This is a genomic window from Pseudomonas sp. P39-UII1, from assembly GCF_039672635.1.
Lineage (GTDB): Bacteria > Pseudomonadota > Gammaproteobacteria > Pseudomonadales > Pseudomonadaceae > Aquipseudomonas.
This window is the reverse complement of sequence record NZ_JBDFPP010000007.1, coordinates 190982-207559: the sequence shown is the minus strand read 5'-3', so window position 1 is coordinate 207559 and position 16578 is coordinate 190982. Positions and strand designations below refer to the sequence as shown.

Here is a 16578-nt window from a genome sequence, read left to right as displayed (position 1 = left end):
CTGAAATCGGTCTCCCCGACCGGCTCAGGCCACCGGCCGGAGCCGCTTAAAAAAGCCGGTTCAGGCCGTCGTAGGCAGCTACCCGATAGGCTTCGGCCATGGTCGGGTAGTTGAACGTGGTGTTGACGAAGTACTTCAGGTTATTCAGCTCGCCCGGCTGGTTCATGATCGCCTGGCCGATATGGACGATTTCCGAAGCCTGGTAGCCGAAGCAGTGCACGCCAAGGATTTCCAGGGTTTCGCGGTGGAACAGGATTTTCAGCATGCCTTGCGGCTCGCCGGCAATCTGCGCACGCGCCATGCTCTTGAAGAACGCCTTGCCCACTTCGTACGGCACCTTGGCCTGGGTCAGCTCCTGCTCGTTCTTGCCGATCGAGCTGATCTCCGGAATCGTGTAGATACCGGTCGGCACGTCGTTGACGAAGCGCCAGCTGCCGTTGTCGACAATGCTACCGGCCGCCGAACGGCCCTGGTCGTGGGCGGCACTGGCCAGGCTTGGCCAGCCGATCACGTCACCGGCGCCGTAGATATTCGGCACGGCGGTGCGGTAGGCCTCGTCGACTTCGATCTGGCCACGGCTGTTGACCTTGATACCGATGTTTTCCAGGCCCAGCTTGTCGGTGTTGCCGGTACGGCCGTTGCACCACAGCAAGGCGTCGGCCTTGATCTTCTTGCCCGACTTCAGGTGCAGGATCACACCGTTGTCCAGGCCTTCGACCCGCTCGTACTCCTCGTTGTGGCGCACGGTGATGTTGTTGTTGCTGAAGTGGTAGCTCAGCGCCTGGGAAATTTCCGAGTCGAGGAAGCTCAGCAACTGGCCACGGTTGTCGACCAGCTCGACCAGCACACCCAGGCCGCTGAAGATCGAGGCGTATTCGCAACCGATCACCCCGGCGCCGTAAACGATCAGCTTGCGCGGGGTATGGCTCAGGCTGAGGATGGTGTCGCTGTCGTAGACGCGCGGGTGGTGGAAGTCGATGTCGGCCGGGCGATAAGGGCGCGAGCCGGTAGCGATGATGATGTGCTTGGCATTGAGCTTTTCTACCACGCCATTGGGGCACACCACTTCGATGGTCTGCTCGTCGGCAAAGCTGCCAGTGCCGAAGAACAGATCGACGCGGTTACGGGCGTAGTAGCCAGTACGCGAAGCGACCTGCTTGGAGATCACCTTCTCGGCGCTTTTGAGCACATCCGGGAAGGAGAACCAGCGCGGCTCACCGATGGCACGGAACATCGGGTTGGTGTTGAACTGCATGATCTGCCGCACCGAGTGACGCAGTGCCTTGGACGGGATGGTGCCCAAGTGGGTGCAGTTGCCACCGACCTGGCGACGGCTGTCGACCATCGCCACCTTGCGCCCTGCTTTGGCGGCGTTCATTGCCGCGCCTTCTCCGGCCGGGCCGGAACCCAACACCACTACGTCGTAGTTGTAGACAGCCATGCGTACTCCTTCAGAACTGGCCCGCTGGCCACGGTCGCCGCGGGACTCGATCATGCCGCCGGGGCGCCATGAGAAAATTCGGGTGCAGTCTAATCAAGCGTGAACGGCGCGCACATTAACCCTTGGTCGCGTCGTAGGCCAATTTTGCCTGCACTACATGTGCATTCACCCATTCCCTGGCCTTGATCTTCCCTGCTTGCGCTTTCACTCGCCTTTCAGCGCCCGTTCGAATGCGGGCGTCGCTCGGGAGACGAAACCACCCTCTGCCCGAGTCACCAATACCGCTGCCAGGTCGTGGGCGATGGCGAAGTCCCAGCCGCGCTCAGGCCCAAGGATCAGCAGCAGGGTCGAATAGCCGTCGGCCTGCAGCGCCGAGGCATCGAGCACGGTGACGGCGGCCAGGTCGTGATCGACCGGGCGCCCGAGGCGGGCATCGAAGGTGTGCGAATAGCGCCGGCCATTCTGCTCGAAATAGTGCCGATAGTCACCCGAGGTCGACACACCCAGCCCATTTACCGGGATTACCTGGCGGGCAATCTGGCGGTCTTCGCGGGGCAATTCCAGGGCGATGCGCCACGGGCTGCCATCGGGTTTGCGGCCAACGGCCTTGAGCTCGCCGGTGGCTTCGGCGATGAAGTTGCCAATGCCCATCGCGCTCAGGCGCGCGGCAATCAGGTCGACGGCATGGCCGGCGGCGATGCTGTTGAAGTCCAGCTGCACAGCAGCGTCCTTGCACAGCGCCTGCCCATCGATGCGCAGGTGCCGGTAGCCGACGCGCTGGCGGGCCTGGGCCAGGGCCTGCGGGTCAGGCACCTGCTCATGCCGGGCCTGGGGGCCGAAACCCCACAGGTCAAGCAGCGGCTCGACGGTGAGGTCGAAGGCGCCATCGCTCTGCCTGGCCAGGTGCTGGCCGAGGCTGACCAGTTCGAGCATGTCGGGCGGCAGGGCCAGGCACTGGTTGGCGGGCAGCTGGTTGAACTGGCTGACGGTAGAGTCGCCGCGGTAGGTCGAGTAGTGCTGGTCGATGTCGTGAAGGATGGTTTCGACGGCGGCCTGCACCTGGACAGGTGCGGGGCCGCCGGGCTCGCGGACGTACTGGATGCTGTAGCTGCTGCCCATGGTCGGGCCGCCCAGGCGCTCCAGGGTCGGGCCTTGGTTGCAGGCGGTGAGGAGCATCAGGATGAACAGGAGGGCTGTGCGCAAAATTTCAGTTCTCGGTTGCCAGTGCCGGTCTCTTCGCGGGGCGAGCCCGCTCCCACAGGGTCACCTCGACCCGGCGGATGTCACTCACTTTGTGGGAGCGGGCTTGCCCCGCGAAGAGGCCGGTACAGACACCATAAATACAGGCAAAAAAAACGGGAACCCGAAGGTTCCCGTTTTTTCATTGCCTTACAAGCGAATCAACGTGGAAACGCTGGCGGGTTCACACCGGCCATGTCTTCCATCACGCGAACCACCTGGCAGCTGTAACCGAACTCGTTGTCGTACCAGACGTACAGAACAACGCGGTTATCGTTGGCGATGGTCGCTTCGGCATCAACCACACCGGCGTGGCGCGAGCCCACGAAGTCGGTCGAAACCACTTCCTGCGAGCTTACGTAGTCGATCTGCTTGTGCAGTTCCGAGTGCATGGCCGTCTGGCGCAGGTACTCGTTGATTTCGTCGCGGTTAGTGGCTTTCTCAAGGTTCAGGTTGAGGATGGCCATCGAAACGTTCGGCGTCGGTACGCGAATGGCGTTGCCGGTCAGCTTGCCCTTGAGCACTGGCAGTGCCTTGGCGGCTGCAGTGGCTGCACCGGTCTCGGTGATGACCATGTTCAGCGGCGCGGCGCGGCCACGGCGGCTGCCCTTGTGGAAGTTGTCGATCAGGTTCTGATCGTTGGTGAACGAGTGAACGGTTTCGACGTGGCCGTTGACGATGCCGTACTTGTCGTTGACAGCCTTCAGCACCGGCACGATGGCGTTGGTGGTGCAGGAAGCGGCCGAGATGATCTTGTCATCGGCGGCGATGTCACCGTGGTTGATGCCATGCACGATGTTCTTCAGCGCGCCCTTGCCCGGTGCGGTGAGGATCACGCGGGCAGCGCCCGGGCAGGCCAGGTGCTGGCCCAGGCCGTCGGCGTCACGCCATACACCGGTGTTGTCGACGATCAGCGCATTCTCGATGCCGTACTGGGTGTAGTCGACTTCGCTCGGGTTCTTGGCGTAGATGATCTGGATCAGGTTGCCGTTGGCGGTCAGGGTGTTGTTGGCTTCATCGATGGTGATGGTGCCATCGAACGGGCCGTGCACCGAGTCACGACGCAACAGGCTGGCGCGCTTGACCAGGTCGTTTTCAGCACCCTTGCGCACAACGATGGCGCGCAGACGCAGGCCGTCGCCACCACCGGTCTTCTCGATCAGGATGCGCGCCAGCAGGCGGCCGATGCGGCCGAAGCCGTACAGGACGACGTCGGTGCCTTTGCGCGCCGAAGCGTTCTGCTGGCCAACCACGTCGGCCAGTTCTTCACGGACGAACTGCTCGGCAGTCTTGCCGTTGCCTTCCTGCTTGAACTTGTTGGCCAGCTTGCCCAGGTCGACCGAAGCGGCGCCCAGTTTCAGCTCGCTCATGGCCTTGAGCAGGGGGAATGTCTCGTGGACGGACAGCTCGGTTTCGTCGGTTTGGCGGTGACGCGCAAAGCGGTGCGCCTTGAGAATCGAGATAACCGAACGGTTGATCAGGCTGCGGCCATAGATCGAGCTCACCACGTTGTTATTGCGGTAGAGCTGACCGATAAGCGGGATCATCGCTTCAGCAAGTGCTTCACGATCGATCCACTCACCAAGACACTGGTCGGGCTTCTGAGTCACGGGAACCTTCCACATGTAGGGGGAGAAAAAAGGGGCTACATTATGACGCCCCAACGCGTAACCGGCAATGAGCGCCTGTCGTGGCAGCCGAAGCCTGAGTTCAGGGCCCTTCTCGAGCCTGACATCACGCACCGGCACCGGTACAATCGGTCTCTTTGCCGCAACGCTTGGAGTGCAATCTCCCGTGTCAGTTCTGCGCCTACCGCAAATGTCGGCCACGGCCGGCAAACAAACCTGGGGCAACCTGCCAGGTGCCGCCCTCAGCCTTGCCATCGCCGAGGCCGCCAGCAGTGCTGGCCGCTTCACGCTGCTGCTGACCGCCGACAGCCAGGCTGCCGACCGTCTGGAACAGGAGCTGCGCTTCTTTGCCCCGGACCTGCCGGTGCTGCCGTTTCCCGATTGGGAAACCCTGCCCTACGACCTGTTCTCGCCGCACCAGGACATCATCTCCCAGCGTATCGCCAGCCTTTATCGGCTGCCGGAGCTGAGCCATGGCATCCTCGTCGTGCCAATCACCACTGCCCTGCACCGCCTGGCGCCGACGCGCTTCCTGCTCGGCAGCAGCCTGGTGCTGGACGTGGGCCAGACCATCGACGTCGAACAGATGCGCTCGCGCCTGGAAGCCAGCGGCTACCGCTGCGTCGACACGGTCTACGAGCACGGCGAATTCGCTGTGCGTGGCGCGCTGATCGACCTGTTCCCGATGGGCAGCAAACTGCCCTACCGCATCGACCTGTTCGACGACGAAATCGAAACACTGCGCACCTTCGACCCGGAGACCCAGCGCTCGATCGACAAAGTCGACTCGATCCGCCTGCTACCGGCGCGCGAATTCCCCATGCAGAAGGAAGAAGTGACGCGCTTCAAGGCCCGCTTCCGCGAACGCTTCGACGTCGACTTCCGCCGCAGCGCGATCTTCCAGGACCTCGCCAGCGGCATCATCCCCGCCGGTATCGAGTACTACCTGCCGCTGTTCTTCGAAGAAACCTCGACCCTGTTCGACTACCTGCCGAGCGACACCCAGGTGTTCTCCCTGCCTGGCGTCGAACAGGCCGCCGAGCACTTCTGGAACGATGTGCGCGGGCGCTATGAAGACCGCCGCGGCGACCTGAGCCGCCCACTGCTGCCACCGGCCGAGCTGTTCCTGCCAGTGGAAGACTGCTTCGCCCGGCTGAAACAGTGGCCGCGGGTAGTGGTCAGCGCCGACGACGTCGAGGCCGGCAGCGGCCGGGAACGCTTCCCGGCCCGCGCCCTGCCCAACCTGGCCATCGAGGCCAAGGCCAACCAGCCGCTGGCGGCGTTGTCCGAATTCCTCGACCAGTTCAACGGCCGGGTGCTGTTCACCGCCGAATCGGCGGGCCGGCGCGAAGTGCTGCTGGAGCTGCTCGAGCGCCTCAAGCTGAGGCCGCAGACGGTCGAAGGCTGGGCCGACTTCATCACCGGCAACGCGCGCCTGGCGATCACCATCGCCCCGCTCGACGATGGCCTGCTGCTCGAAGACCCAGGCCTGGCCCTGGTCGCCGAAAGCCCGCTGTTCGGCCAGCGCGTGATGCAGCGCCGGCGCCGCGACAAGCGCGGCGAGGCGGCCAACGACGCCGTCATCAAGAACCTTACCGAGCTGCGCGAAGGCGCGCCGGTGGTGCACATCGACCACGGCGTGGGCCGCTACCTGGGCCTGGCCACACTGGAAATCGACGGCCAGGCCGCCGAGTTCCTGACCCTGGAGTACGCCGAGAACGCCAAGCTCTACGTGCCCGTGGCCAACCTGCACCTGATTGCCCGCTACACCGGCAGCGACGACGCCCTGGCCCCGCTGCACCGGCTGGGTTCCGAAGCCTGGCAGAAGGCCAAGCGCAAGGCCGCCGAGCAAGTGCGCGACGTTGCCGCCGAACTGCTCGACATCTATGCCCGCCGCGCCGCGCGTAAAGGCTATGCCTTCGCCGACCCGGCCGCCGACTATGCCACCTTCAGTGCCGGCTTCCCGTTCGAGGAAACTCCCGACCAGCAGAACGCCATCGAAGCGGTGCGTGCCGACATGCTCGCCGCCAAGCCGATGGACCGCCTGGTGTGTGGCGACGTGGGCTTCGGCAAAACCGAGGTGGCCATGCGCGCCGCGTTCATCGCCGTGCACAGTGGCCGCCAGGTAGCGGTGCTGGTGCCTACTACCCTGCTCGCCCAGCAGCACTACAACAGTTTCCGTGACCGCTTCGCCGACTGGCCGGTGACGGTTGAAGTGATGAGCCGTTTCAAGTCGGCCAAGGAAGTGGCCAGCGCTGCCGCAGACCTTGCCGAAGGCAAGATCGACATCCTCATCGGCACCCACAAGCTGCTGCAGGACGATGTGCGCTTCAAGGACCTGGGCCTGGTGGTGATCGACGAAGAGCACCGTTTTGGCGTACGCCAGAAGGAACAGCTCAAGGCCCTGCGCAGCGAGGTGGACATCCTCACCCTGACCGCCACGCCGATCCCGCGCACCCTGAACATGGCCGTGGCCGGCATGCGCGACCTGTCGATCATCGCCACCCCGCCCGCCCGGCGCCTGTCTGTACGCACCTTTGTCATGGAGCAGAACAACAGCACGGTCAAAGAAGCCCTGCTGCGTGAACTGCTGCGCGGCGGCCAGGTTTATTACCTGCACAACGATGTGAAAACCATCGAGAAATGCGCCGCCGACCTCGCCGAACTGGTCCCCGAAGCGCGCATCGGCATCGGCCACGGGCAGATGCGCGAGCGTGAACTGGAACAGGTGATGAGCGACTTCTACCACAAGCGCTTCAACGTGCTGATCGCCTCGACCATCATCGAGACCGGCATCGACGTGCCCAGCGCCAACACCATCGTCATCGAGCGCGCCGACAAGTTCGGCCTGGCCCAGTTGCACCAGCTGCGCGGCCGGGTTGGCCGTAGCCACCACCAGGCCTACGCCTACCTGCTCACCCCGGCACGGCAAAAGGTCAGCAGCGACGCCGAGAAACGTCTGGAGGCCATCGCCAACACCCAGGACCTGGGCGCAGGCTTCGTGCTGGCCACCAACGACCTGGAAATCCGCGGTGCCGGCGAGTTGCTGGGCGAAGGCCAGAGCGGGCAGATCCAGGCCGTGGGCTTTACCCTGTACATGGAAATGCTCGAACGCGCGGTCAAGGCCATCCGCAAGGGCACCCAGCCGAACCTTGAGCAACCGCTTGGCGGCGGCCCGGAGATCAACCTGCGCCTGCCGGCGCTGATCCCCGAGGACTACCTGCCTGACGTGCATGCGCGGCTGATCCTCTACAAACGCATCGCCTCGGCGGCCGACGAAGAAGGCCTCAAGGACCTGCAAGTGGAGATGATCGACCGCTTCGGCCTGCTGCCCGAGCCGACCAAGAACCTGATGCGCCTGACCCAGCTCAAGCTGCAGGCAGAAAAGCTCGGCATCAAGAAAGTCGACGCCGGCCCCAATGGCGGCAAGCTCGAGTTCGAGGCCGAAACCCCGGTCGACCCGCTGACCCTGATCAAGCTGATCCAGGGCCAGCCAAAACGCTACAAGTTCGAAGGCGCCACGCAGTTCCGCTTCCTGGTCCCCATGGAACGCCCCGACGAACGCTTCAACACTCTGGAGGCGCTATTCGAGCGCCTGACCCCACAGACAGCCTAAGGAAGATCCATGCGTGCCATCCGTTGCCTGACCTTGTTGCTTGCGCTGTTCGCGCCGGCGGCCTTCGCCGAAGGCCTGTATCAGGTAGAAATGATCCTTGTGCGGCAGAACAGCGTGCCCGCCTTCACCAGCCCGTTCGCGCCCGAAGACTGGAGCGCTGGCGCGCCGCGCCTGGACAAAGGCGCCGAGCGCCCATTGGCGCTTGAAGATGAAGCCACACGGCTGCAGGCGACGGCAGACTACACCGTGCTGCTGCACAAGGCCTGGCAGCAGCCAGTGGTCGAAGGCCCGAGCCGCATTGCCCTGAGCGCTGGCGAGGAGCAATTCGGCCACTTCCCGATCGAAGGCAACCTGAGCATCACCAACGGCCGCTTCATCGCCGTGGACGCCAACGTCTGGGTCAACCAGCTCGACGGCAATGGCAACGTGCTGCAAAGCGAGCAGTTCCGGCAGAGCAACAGCAACATGAAAGGCGGCCAGCTGACCTTCCTCGACGGGGGCCATTTGGCGGTACTGCTGAAGGTCACGCCACCGGGCACACGCAAGATGCCTGTGATGGACCCGGAGATGATGGAGCAGTGATGTGAGCGCGGCCGATGCGCAGCACTTGTTGATGGCTTACCCGCACTGGGTCGATTTTATCGAACCCGGCGCGTTGGCCCGGGGGCGGAATTACGCTGCGCAGGCGCGCACCCGCATCGTCTCGTCGAATGACAGAACCATCGAAGCGACCTGCGAGGGGTCGGCGGATCAGAGATACCACCAGACCATCAACTTGGTGATCAACGGCCCCGACCTGCGCGTTTTCGGGCGCTGTACCTGCCCAGTGGGGCTCAACTGCAAACACTGCGTCGCCGCACTCCTGCATCTGCAGAGCGGCGGCGGCCGCCTGGCGCCGCCTATGCCCCAAGAGCAGGCCGCCTTGGTGCTGCCACCGGATCTCAACCTGTGGGTCGAGGCGCTCGAGTCGCCCGCGCCGAGCACTGCAACCGGCGAGCCTGTGCGCAAGGGCCCGGCAATCTACTATCGCATCCAGATGGACCGCGAGCATTGGCAACTGGAGGCGATCAAGGGCACCCGGCAAGCCGATGGCACCTTGAAAATCGGCCGAATCACGTCGATGCCCGAATTGATCTACTACACCCCGCGCTACGTTACCGAGGAAGATGCGCGGTTGCTTCGGCTGATCGACGCCCGCAGCAAAACCATTGCGCCGGTGGTGGAACTGGAGGGTAAGCAAGGCGCAGAACTGTTTGGTTATGCCCTGGCGACAGGGCGCCTGCTCTGCGAAGAAGACCCCGCACCAATGGCGGCCGGACCTGAGCGGCATGCCGAATTCCGCTGGGTCAGGCTGGACAACGGCAGTTACCGGGGGGCCTGGTACCTCGATGATCAAGTCCAGCTGCAGGCCTTGCCCATCGACCCTATGTACTACGTGGACAAACAGAGGCATCAGGCCGGCAAGCTCCGCCACGACCTCGACCCCTTCATCGCCAGCCAGCTTGCACGCGCGCCCACTGTCCCCGAACACCTGGTTGTCCCTTTGAGCCATCGATTGAACGCCTTGAACCGCCAAGTCCCCACGCCTACCGCGGTGAACACCCAGCAGGTCGATGACATCCCGCCCAAAGGTCGGCTAACCCTCGGTAGCCTCGAATTCAGCGCCTACATGCCCAAGACCGGCCGCATGCAGCGCCAGATGCAGCACCGCGCCGCGCTGGCGTTCGACTACGACGGCCTGCGCGCCAGCGGCAGTGACGACAAGCCGCTGACCCGGCTAGTGGACGCCACCAGCCAACGCATCCGCCGCCAGCCAGCGGCCGAGCAGGCACTGCGCAAAACCCTGCGCGACCTGGGCTTCAAGCCCGCCACCCGGCAAAGCAAAGCCCTGCCAGACAGCGCCGGCGAAATGCTCCAGCTGCCCGACGACGAAGCCTGGCTGCGCTTCGCCCGCGATGGCCTGCCACGCCTGCGCGACGCCGGCTGGGAAGTCGACATCTACCGCGACTTCGCCTTCAACCTTCAGGACGTGGACGACTGGTACGCCAGTATCGAAGAAGCGCCGGGCCATGAATGGTTCGACCTGGAACTGGGCATCGTCGTCGAAGGCCAGCGCCACAGCCTGCTGCCAATCGTGCTGCAGTTGCTGCGCAGCAACCCCGAGCTGCTGCGCCCCAGCGAGCTGGCCCGGCGCAGCGACGACGAGCACCTGCTGATCGACCTCAACCGCGGCCGGCTGGACAGCCCCGCGCTGCGCGTCGCCCTGCCCTACGGGCGAATCAAGGCGGTGATGGGCACCCTCGGCGAGCTGTACCTGCACGAAGGCAGTGCAGGCCCCGCACTGCGCATGGACCGCGCCGACGCGGCACGCCTGAACGAGATCGAACACCTGCCACTGCACTGGGAGGGTGGCGCCCATGTGCGTGACCTCGGCCGGCGCCTGCGCGATGCACGCGACCTGCAGGTGGCCCCACCCGCCGCACTCAACGCCACCCTGCGCCCCTACCAGCAGCAGGGCCTCAACTGGCTGCAGGCGCTGCGCGAAATGGGCACCGGCGGCATCCTGGGCGACGACATGGGCTTGGGCAAGACCTTGCAGGCCCTGGCCCACCTGTTGCTGGAAAAACAGCACGGCCGCTTGGCCCACCCTGCCCTGGCTGTTATGCCGACCAGCCTGGTACCCAACTGGCTCGACGAGGCCAAGCGCTTTGCGCCAGGCCTGCGTGTGCTTGCCCTGCAGGGCCCCGGCCGCAGCAAGCATTTCGCCAAGTTGCACGAATACGACCTGGTGCTGACCACCTACGCCCTGGTGCCGCGCGACCTCGAACACCTGCGCGCGCAACCGTGGAGCGTGCTGGTGCTGGACGAGGCGCAGAACATCAAGAGCAGCACCAGCAAGGCCGCCCTCGCCCTCTGCGAGCTGCAGGCCAACCAGCGCCTGTGCCTGACCGGCACGCCTATGGAAAACAACCTGGGCGAGCTGTGGTCGATCTTCCATTTCCTCATGCCCGGCTGGCTGGGCGAGCTCAAACGCTTCAACCAGGATTACCGCACCCCGATCGAGCGCCATGGCGACACCGAGCGACTGGCTCACCTGGTTACCCGTATTCGCCCATTTTTGCTGCGCCGCACCAAGGAGCAGGTGGCCACCGAGTTGCCGCCCAAGACTGAGATGGTGCACTGGGTGGAACTCAGCGATGCACAGCGCGACACCTACGAAGCCGTGCGGGTCGCCATGGACAAGAAGGTGCGCGACGAAATCGCCCGCAATGGCGCGGCACGCAGCCAGATCGTGATCCTCGATGCGCTGCTCAAGCTGCGCCAGGTGTGCTGCGATTTGCGCCTGGTGAAAGGGGTCGAGACCAAAGGCAACCAGGCCGATAAAGGCAAGTTGGGTGCGCTGCTGGACATGCTCGAAGAGCTGCTCAGTGAAGGCCGACGGGTGTTGCTGTTCTCGCAGTTCACCTCGATGCTGGCACTGATCGAGCAAGAGCTGGACAAGCGCAAGATCCGCTACAGCCTGCTCACCGGCGACACCCGCGACAGGCGCACACCCGTGCAGCAGTTCCAGCAGGGCGACAGCGAGGTGTTCCTGATCAGCCTCAAGGCCGGCGGCGTAGGGCTTAACCTGACCGCTGCCGACACGGTGATTCACTTCGACCCCTGGTGGAACCCGGCCAGTGAGAATCAGGCTACCGACCGCGCGTACCGTATCGGTCAGGACAAGCCGGTTTTCGTGTTCAAGCTGATCACGCGCGGCACGGTGGAGGAGAAGATCCAACAGCTGCAGCAGGAGAAGGCTGCCTTGGCGGCGAGCCTGCTCGATGGTGGGCAGGCTGGGCAGTGGCGGCTGGGGGACGAGGAGATCGAGGCGTTGTTCGCGCCGCTGCCAGGCAAGCGCGGCCGCTGACAGCCATGCCGGCCTCTTCGCGGGGCAAGCCCGCTCCCACAAATTCAATACAGTCTGGACTGCCTCCAAGGGTTGGATTGATGTCCAACCTCTTGGGGGCAATCCAGTCTGTGGGAGCGGGCTTGCCCCGCGAAGAGGCCAGCCCGGTCAATCCACCAACTGCGCCTCGCGCAATGCCCCCAGCGCCTCCAGCCAACGCGGCTGCTGCCGGTAGTCGGTCCGCGCAAAACCCTGCCCTCGCATCCGCGCAATACGCGGTGATGGCTTGACCTTCAGGCGCTGCGCTGCGCTCAACGCAAGCTCCGCTGCCGCCCGATCGTTGCACACCAGGCCCATGTCGCAGCCCGCACTCAGGGCCGCCTCGATGCGATTGGCCGCATCGCCGACCACATGGGCACCGGCCATGGACAAGTCATCACTGAAGATCACCCCGTCAAAACCCAGCTCGCCGCGCAGGATGTCCTGCAGCCAGCGGCGTGAAAAGCCGGCCGGCTGGTTGTCGACCTGCGGATAGATGACGTGCGCCGGCATCACCGCCGCCAACTGGCCGCTGAGGCGGGTGAACGGTACCAAGTCCGCCTGGCGTAGCTCGTCGAGGCTGCGCTCGTCGGTCGGGATGGCTACATGCGAATCGGCCTCGGCCCAGCCGTGCCCGGGAAAATGCTTGCCACAGGCGGCCATGCCCGCTGCGTTCATGCCGCGAATGAAAGCGCCTGCCAGTTGCGTGGCACGCTGCGGGTCGCCCTCGAAAGCGCGGCTGCCGACCACGGCGCTGCGCTGGTGGTCAAGGTCGAGCACGGGGGCGAAGCTCAGGTCCAGGCCAACCGCCAGCACCTCGGTGGCCATCAACCAGCCGCACTGCTCAGCCAGGTATTCGGCGTTGGGGTTATCAGCGATTGCACGCATCGCCGGCAAACGCATGAAGCCCTGACGCAGGCGCTGTACCCGCCCGCCTTCCTGGTCCACGGCCAGAATCAGGTCGGGGCGAATGGCACGGATCGACGTGCACAGCTCACGCACCTGGCGCGGGCTGTCGATGTTGCGGGCAAAGATGATCAGGCCGGCCACTTCTGGCTGGCGCAGGAGTTGGCGGTCTTCGGCGGTCAGCCATTTACCGGCGATATCCACCATCAGGGAGCCTTGCAGGCTGACGGTCATAGGCAATCCTTCATTGCAGACTTAAAGAAGCCCACTGGGGGCATGCGGCCTGGTCGATGCGCACCGGGCAATGCGCCGGAACACGCTCGAACAGGCCAAGCAGATCGGTGTTGCGCAGGCGTATGCAGCCATGGGACAGCGGAACGCCCAAGGGTTCCGTGTCGGGCGTGCCGTGCAGGTAGATATAACGGCGGAACGTGTCCACCACACCCAGGCGATTGACCCCTGGCTCGCAGCCGCTGAGCCAGAGAATGCGGGTGAGGACCCAGTCGCGTCCGGGGTGTTGGGCGTGCAGTTCGGGCGACCAGACCTCTCCAGTCCAGCGCCGCGCACATAGCACGGCATTGAGCGGCAAGCCTGCACCAATCTTTGCACGCACCTGGTGCAGCCCTCGCGGTGTACACCCGGACCCGTTGCGCTCCCCGGCGCCATTGCGCGCCGTGGAAACAGCAAGCCGCAGGCACAGCCGCCCTTCGGCAAAGCCATAGAGGCGCTGGTCAGCGAGGGAAATGTGCAGGAAATCGAGGTCGGGCATGGGCGCTAGCTTAGCCGAAGCGCCCTGCCCCGCCCAGCCTTCAGGCTTTGGCGGTGGTGCTGCTGGTCTTGCTGCGCGGGCGCAGCTGGGCGGCAGCCATGGCGTCATCGGTGACACCGCTGTCGGCGCGCATACCGGCGGCGAGGAATGGCACCATCAGGCGCATGACCTGCTCGATCGAGGTGTTGATGCCGAAATCGGTTTCGGCGATGGCACGCAGCGCCTTGATGCCGGACATGCTGAACGCCGCCGCACCGAGCATGAAGTGCACGCGCCAGAACAACTCAAGCGGCGGAATGCGCGGTGCGGCTTCGTTGACCAACAGCATGTAGCGGCGGAACACCTTGCCGTACATGTCTTCCAGGTAGCGCCGCAGATGCCCCTGGCTCTGGCTGAAGGCCAGGCCCAACAGGCGCATGAAGATCGACAGGTCATTATTGCTGCGCGGCTGCACCACCAGCGCCTGGTCCACGAGCATTTCCAGCAGTTCTTCGAGGCTGGGCTTTTGTTCGGGCTTGGCCTGACGCCGCTCCAACTCGCGCTCGAGGCTGGCGCAGAACGGCCCGAGGAAGCGCGAGAAGACCGCCTGGATCAGGGCTTTCTTGGAACCAAAGTGGTAATTGACCGCAGCCAGGTTGACCCCAGCCTTGCTGGTAATCAACCGCAACGAGGTTTCCGCAAACCCCCTTTCCGCAAACAGCTGCTCGGCAGCATCGAGAATGCGTTCAACGGTTTCCGATTGGGCCATGACCACTCCGCCAGACAGACAAACAAACAGGTGTTTGAAACATACGTTTCAGCCCTGATGATGTCAAGGCTCAGTGACCGTGCGGTCGCCATTAGAAAGCCACAGGTTCGAAGCTGCAAGCAGCAAGATGGGTGGTACAGCGCTTTTTCTTGCAGCTTGGAGCTTGCAGCTCATCCAGTACTGTATATAATCCCAGTCACTGTATAAAAAGACAGAGCGCCTGCCATGTTGAAACTGACGCCACGCCAAGCCGAAATTCTGGCCTTCATCAAACGCTGCCTCGAAGACAACGGCTTCCCACCGACGCGTGCGGAGATCGCTCAGGAGCTGGGCTTCAAGTCGCCCAACGCCGCCGAGGAGCACTTGAAGGCCCTCGCCCGCAAAGGCGCCATCGAAATGACCCCGGGCGCTTCCCGCGGCATCCGCATTCCGGGCCTTGAAGCGAAAGCCGAAGAAAGCGGCCTGCCGATCATCGGCCGGGTCGCGGCCGGTGCACCGATCCTCGCCGAGCAGCACATCGAGCAATCGTGCAACATCAACCCGACCTTCTTCCACCCGCCTGCCGACTATTTGTTGCGCGTGCACGGCATGAGCATGAAGGATGTCGGCATCTTCGACGGCGATCTGCTGGCAGTGCACACCTGCCGTGAGGCTCGTAACGGCCAGATCGTCGTCGCCCGTATCGGCGATGAAGTGACCGTCAAGCGCTTCAAGCGCGAGGGCAGCAAGGTTTGGCTGATCGCCGAAAACCCGGAGTTCGCCCCCATCGAAGTCGACCTGAAAGATCAGGAACTGGTGATCGAGGGTTTGAGTGTCGGCGTCATTCGCCGCTGAACCAGGAGGCGTCATGCAGCAGCTCGTCCAACCACAACAGCAGGTTCAGCTTCCGCTTTTCGAAGCGTTCCTTGCTCAACCGGTACTGCCTGGCCTGAAGGCCAGTGAGCAGGCACGCAAGAATAGCCAGCCGGACCTGTTCAGTGAACTGTCCCTGCGTGGCGCCCCCGAGCATTGCCAGAGCCTGTTGGCACCCGTGCTGCGCGAACTGAGCGAAGAGCAAGAGGCCCGCTGGCTGACGCTGATAGCCCCACCCGCCAGCCTGACCCAGGCCTGGTTGCGGGATGCCGGCCTCAACCGTGAACGCATCCTGCTGCTGCACCCACGCGGTAACCAGAGCCCGTTGCAACTCGCCTGTGAAGCCTTGCGCCTGGGCCGCAGCCACACCGTGGTCAGCTGGCTGGGCAGCGTCAACGCCACTGCGCGGCAGCAACTGCTCCGTGCCGCCAGTGCCGGAAATGCACAAAGCCTGAACATCCGCCTCGGCTGATGTTCAGGCTTTGCCTGGACACGATTAAAAACCAGTGTCAGTGAAGTACGCGCGGCCCTTCGTCACGCTCAAGCTCGCCATCCATCAGGCGACCTGCCATCTGCACGCCGACACTCAGCATCGCCTTGGCGACTTCGACGTGTTGGCCCTGCAGGAACACCTTGGCATCTTCCGAGAAATCCAGGGTTACCAGGGAGCCTTCGTCCTCGGCACGACGCAGTTCGATCCGGCCATCAGGCAACTCGACAATTTCCAGAAAAGACGTAGACATAAAGGGCTGTTCTCCGCGAAAGGCCAGTATTGTACCAGCCAGCGCAGCTATCAGCACTCACTCAACGCGTCACGGAATCGTCTCACCAAGCCTTTGAGGTTGGTGCGCCAGCTTTCCAGCTCTTCCCGCGAGAGCGCAGGCTGCTCAGGTTGGTCGAGGTTGACGGCCTGAATCAGCGGCTGCGTAACATCGGTTTTTGGAGTTTTCTTCGCGACGGGTGGTCGGAACAAATCGGCATAAGCGCTGAGGAACTGGGCCAGCCACGTTTCGCGCTGCCTGGCCAATTCCAGCAATTCGGCGACCTCAGGTATCGCGATGCCATTGAGCGCATCGCCGGCAAGCGCCTGCTCGACACTGGTCGCAACCGGCAAGCGGTAAAAGCCACCAATCTCGTGACATAGCCCCAGCAGGGCCCCGTACAGGTGGAACAGCGCCGATTCGCGCTCAGCCTGGACCAGGCCTTGGGCGTTCATCGCCTGGCTGTCTGCCGCCTTGGCCATGGACTCGAGCGCAAGCCCGGCAAAGAAGAGTTTCTGGTTGGTGCGGGTGTAGAGTTCCTGGGCCATCTCGAGTGACCTCCCTGAAGCTGCAAGGCGAATACCTGCAGTTTCAGGGATCAGCGACTGCTTGTCACCAATGAAATGGGGCCGCTGTGCGGCCCATCGCCGGCAAGCCGGCTCCCACAGGGTATTGCGTGGTCCTGGTAGG

Annotated in this window: 13 protein-coding genes; 5 read left to right on the top strand and 8 right to left on the bottom strand. The window is 63.9% G+C overall.

Annotated features, from left to right (window positions below; translation table 11 throughout):
• Window positions 1-46: 46 nt before the first annotated feature.
• From sthA to ABEH27_RS12370, 3 genes are all read right to left on the bottom strand, one after another.
• On the bottom strand, window positions 47-1441 hold the full coding sequence (gene sthA / locus ABEH27_RS12380) for a Si-specific NAD(P)(+) transhydrogenase (RefSeq protein ID WP_346613853.1): 1395 nt from the start codon (window positions 1439-1441) through the stop codon (window positions 47-49).
• A 204-nt stretch (window positions 1442-1645) separates the two neighbouring features.
• Window positions 1646-2644, bottom strand: coding sequence for an FAD:protein FMN transferase (locus ABEH27_RS12375; protein ID WP_346613852.1), 999 nt, complete (start codon window positions 2642-2644; stop codon window positions 1646-1648).
• Between the two features lie 197 nt (window positions 2645-2841).
• Window positions 2842-4305: a glyceraldehyde-3-phosphate dehydrogenase gene (locus tag ABEH27_RS12370; RefSeq protein ID WP_346613851.1), complete on the bottom strand. Its 1464-nt coding sequence runs from the start codon at window positions 4303-4305 to the stop codon at window positions 2842-2844.
• A gap of 169 nt (window positions 4306-4474) precedes the next feature.
• Here ABEH27_RS12370 and mfd point away from each other — a divergent pair, with 169 nt between their 5' ends.
• Genes mfd through ABEH27_RS12355 form a run of 3 tightly spaced genes read left to right on the top strand, consistent with a single transcriptional unit; the run spans window position 4475 to window position 11834 of the window.
• Complete coding sequence (gene mfd, locus ABEH27_RS12365; RefSeq protein ID WP_346613850.1) at window positions 4475-7924, top strand: transcription-repair coupling factor; 3450 nt, start codon at window positions 4475-4477, stop codon at window positions 7922-7924.
• Between the two features lie 9 nt (window positions 7925-7933).
• Window positions 7934-8506, top strand: a complete 573-nt coding sequence (locus ABEH27_RS12360; RefSeq protein WP_346613849.1) for a CsiV family protein — start codon at window positions 7934-7936, stop codon at window positions 8504-8506.
• Window position 8507: 1 nt separating this feature from the next.
• Entirely contained in the window at window positions 8508-11834 is a 3327-nt protein-coding gene (locus tag ABEH27_RS12355; protein WP_346613848.1) for a DEAD/DEAH box helicase, read from the top strand.
• A gap of 147 nt (window positions 11835-11981) precedes the next feature.
• Here the strand turns inward: ABEH27_RS12355 and nagZ are convergent, their stop codons facing one another.
• From nagZ to ABEH27_RS12340, 3 genes are read right to left on the bottom strand one after another with little or no spacing between them, the layout of a single operon-like run.
• Window positions 11982-12980 (bottom strand): beta-N-acetylhexosaminidase, encoded by a 999-nt coding sequence (nagZ, locus tag ABEH27_RS12350; protein WP_346613869.1) that lies wholly within the window; start codon window positions 12978-12980, stop codon window positions 11982-11984.
• Window positions 12981-13002: 22 nt separating this feature from the next.
• Window positions 13003-13527: a L,D-transpeptidase gene (locus ABEH27_RS12345; RefSeq protein WP_346613847.1), complete on the bottom strand. Its 525-nt coding sequence runs from the start codon at window positions 13525-13527 to the stop codon at window positions 13003-13005.
• A gap of 40 nt (window positions 13528-13567) precedes the next feature.
• Entirely contained in the window at window positions 13568-14275 is a 708-nt protein-coding gene (locus ABEH27_RS12340) for a TetR/AcrR family transcriptional regulator (protein WP_346613846.1), read from the bottom strand.
• A gap of 225 nt (window positions 14276-14500) precedes the next feature.
• On the opposite strand from ABEH27_RS12340, the gene lexA reads away from it, so the two are divergent.
• Both lexA and sulA read left to right on the top strand, forming a co-directional pair.
• A complete protein-coding gene (lexA, locus tag ABEH27_RS12335) occupies window positions 14501-15109 on the top strand; it encodes a transcriptional repressor LexA (RefSeq protein WP_346613845.1) in 609 nt (202 codons plus the stop codon).
• A gap of 13 nt (window positions 15110-15122) precedes the next feature.
• Window positions 15123-15599, top strand: a complete 477-nt coding sequence (gene sulA / locus ABEH27_RS12330) for an SOS-induced cell division inhibitor SulA (RefSeq protein ID WP_346613844.1) — start codon at window positions 15123-15125, stop codon at window positions 15597-15599.
• A gap of 37 nt (window positions 15600-15636) precedes the next feature.
• Here the strand turns inward: sulA and ABEH27_RS12325 are convergent, their stop codons facing one another.
• Together ABEH27_RS12325 and ABEH27_RS12320 are read right to left on the bottom strand one after the other, a co-directional pair.
• Window positions 15637-15870, bottom strand: a complete 234-nt coding sequence (locus ABEH27_RS12325) for a hypothetical protein (protein WP_003248777.1) — start codon at window positions 15868-15870, stop codon at window positions 15637-15639.
• Window positions 15871-15920: 50 nt separating this feature from the next.
• Complete coding sequence (locus ABEH27_RS12320; protein ID WP_346613843.1) at window positions 15921-16436, bottom strand: DUF6586 family protein; 516 nt, start codon at window positions 16434-16436, stop codon at window positions 15921-15923.
• Window positions 16437-16578 lie beyond the last annotated feature (142 nt).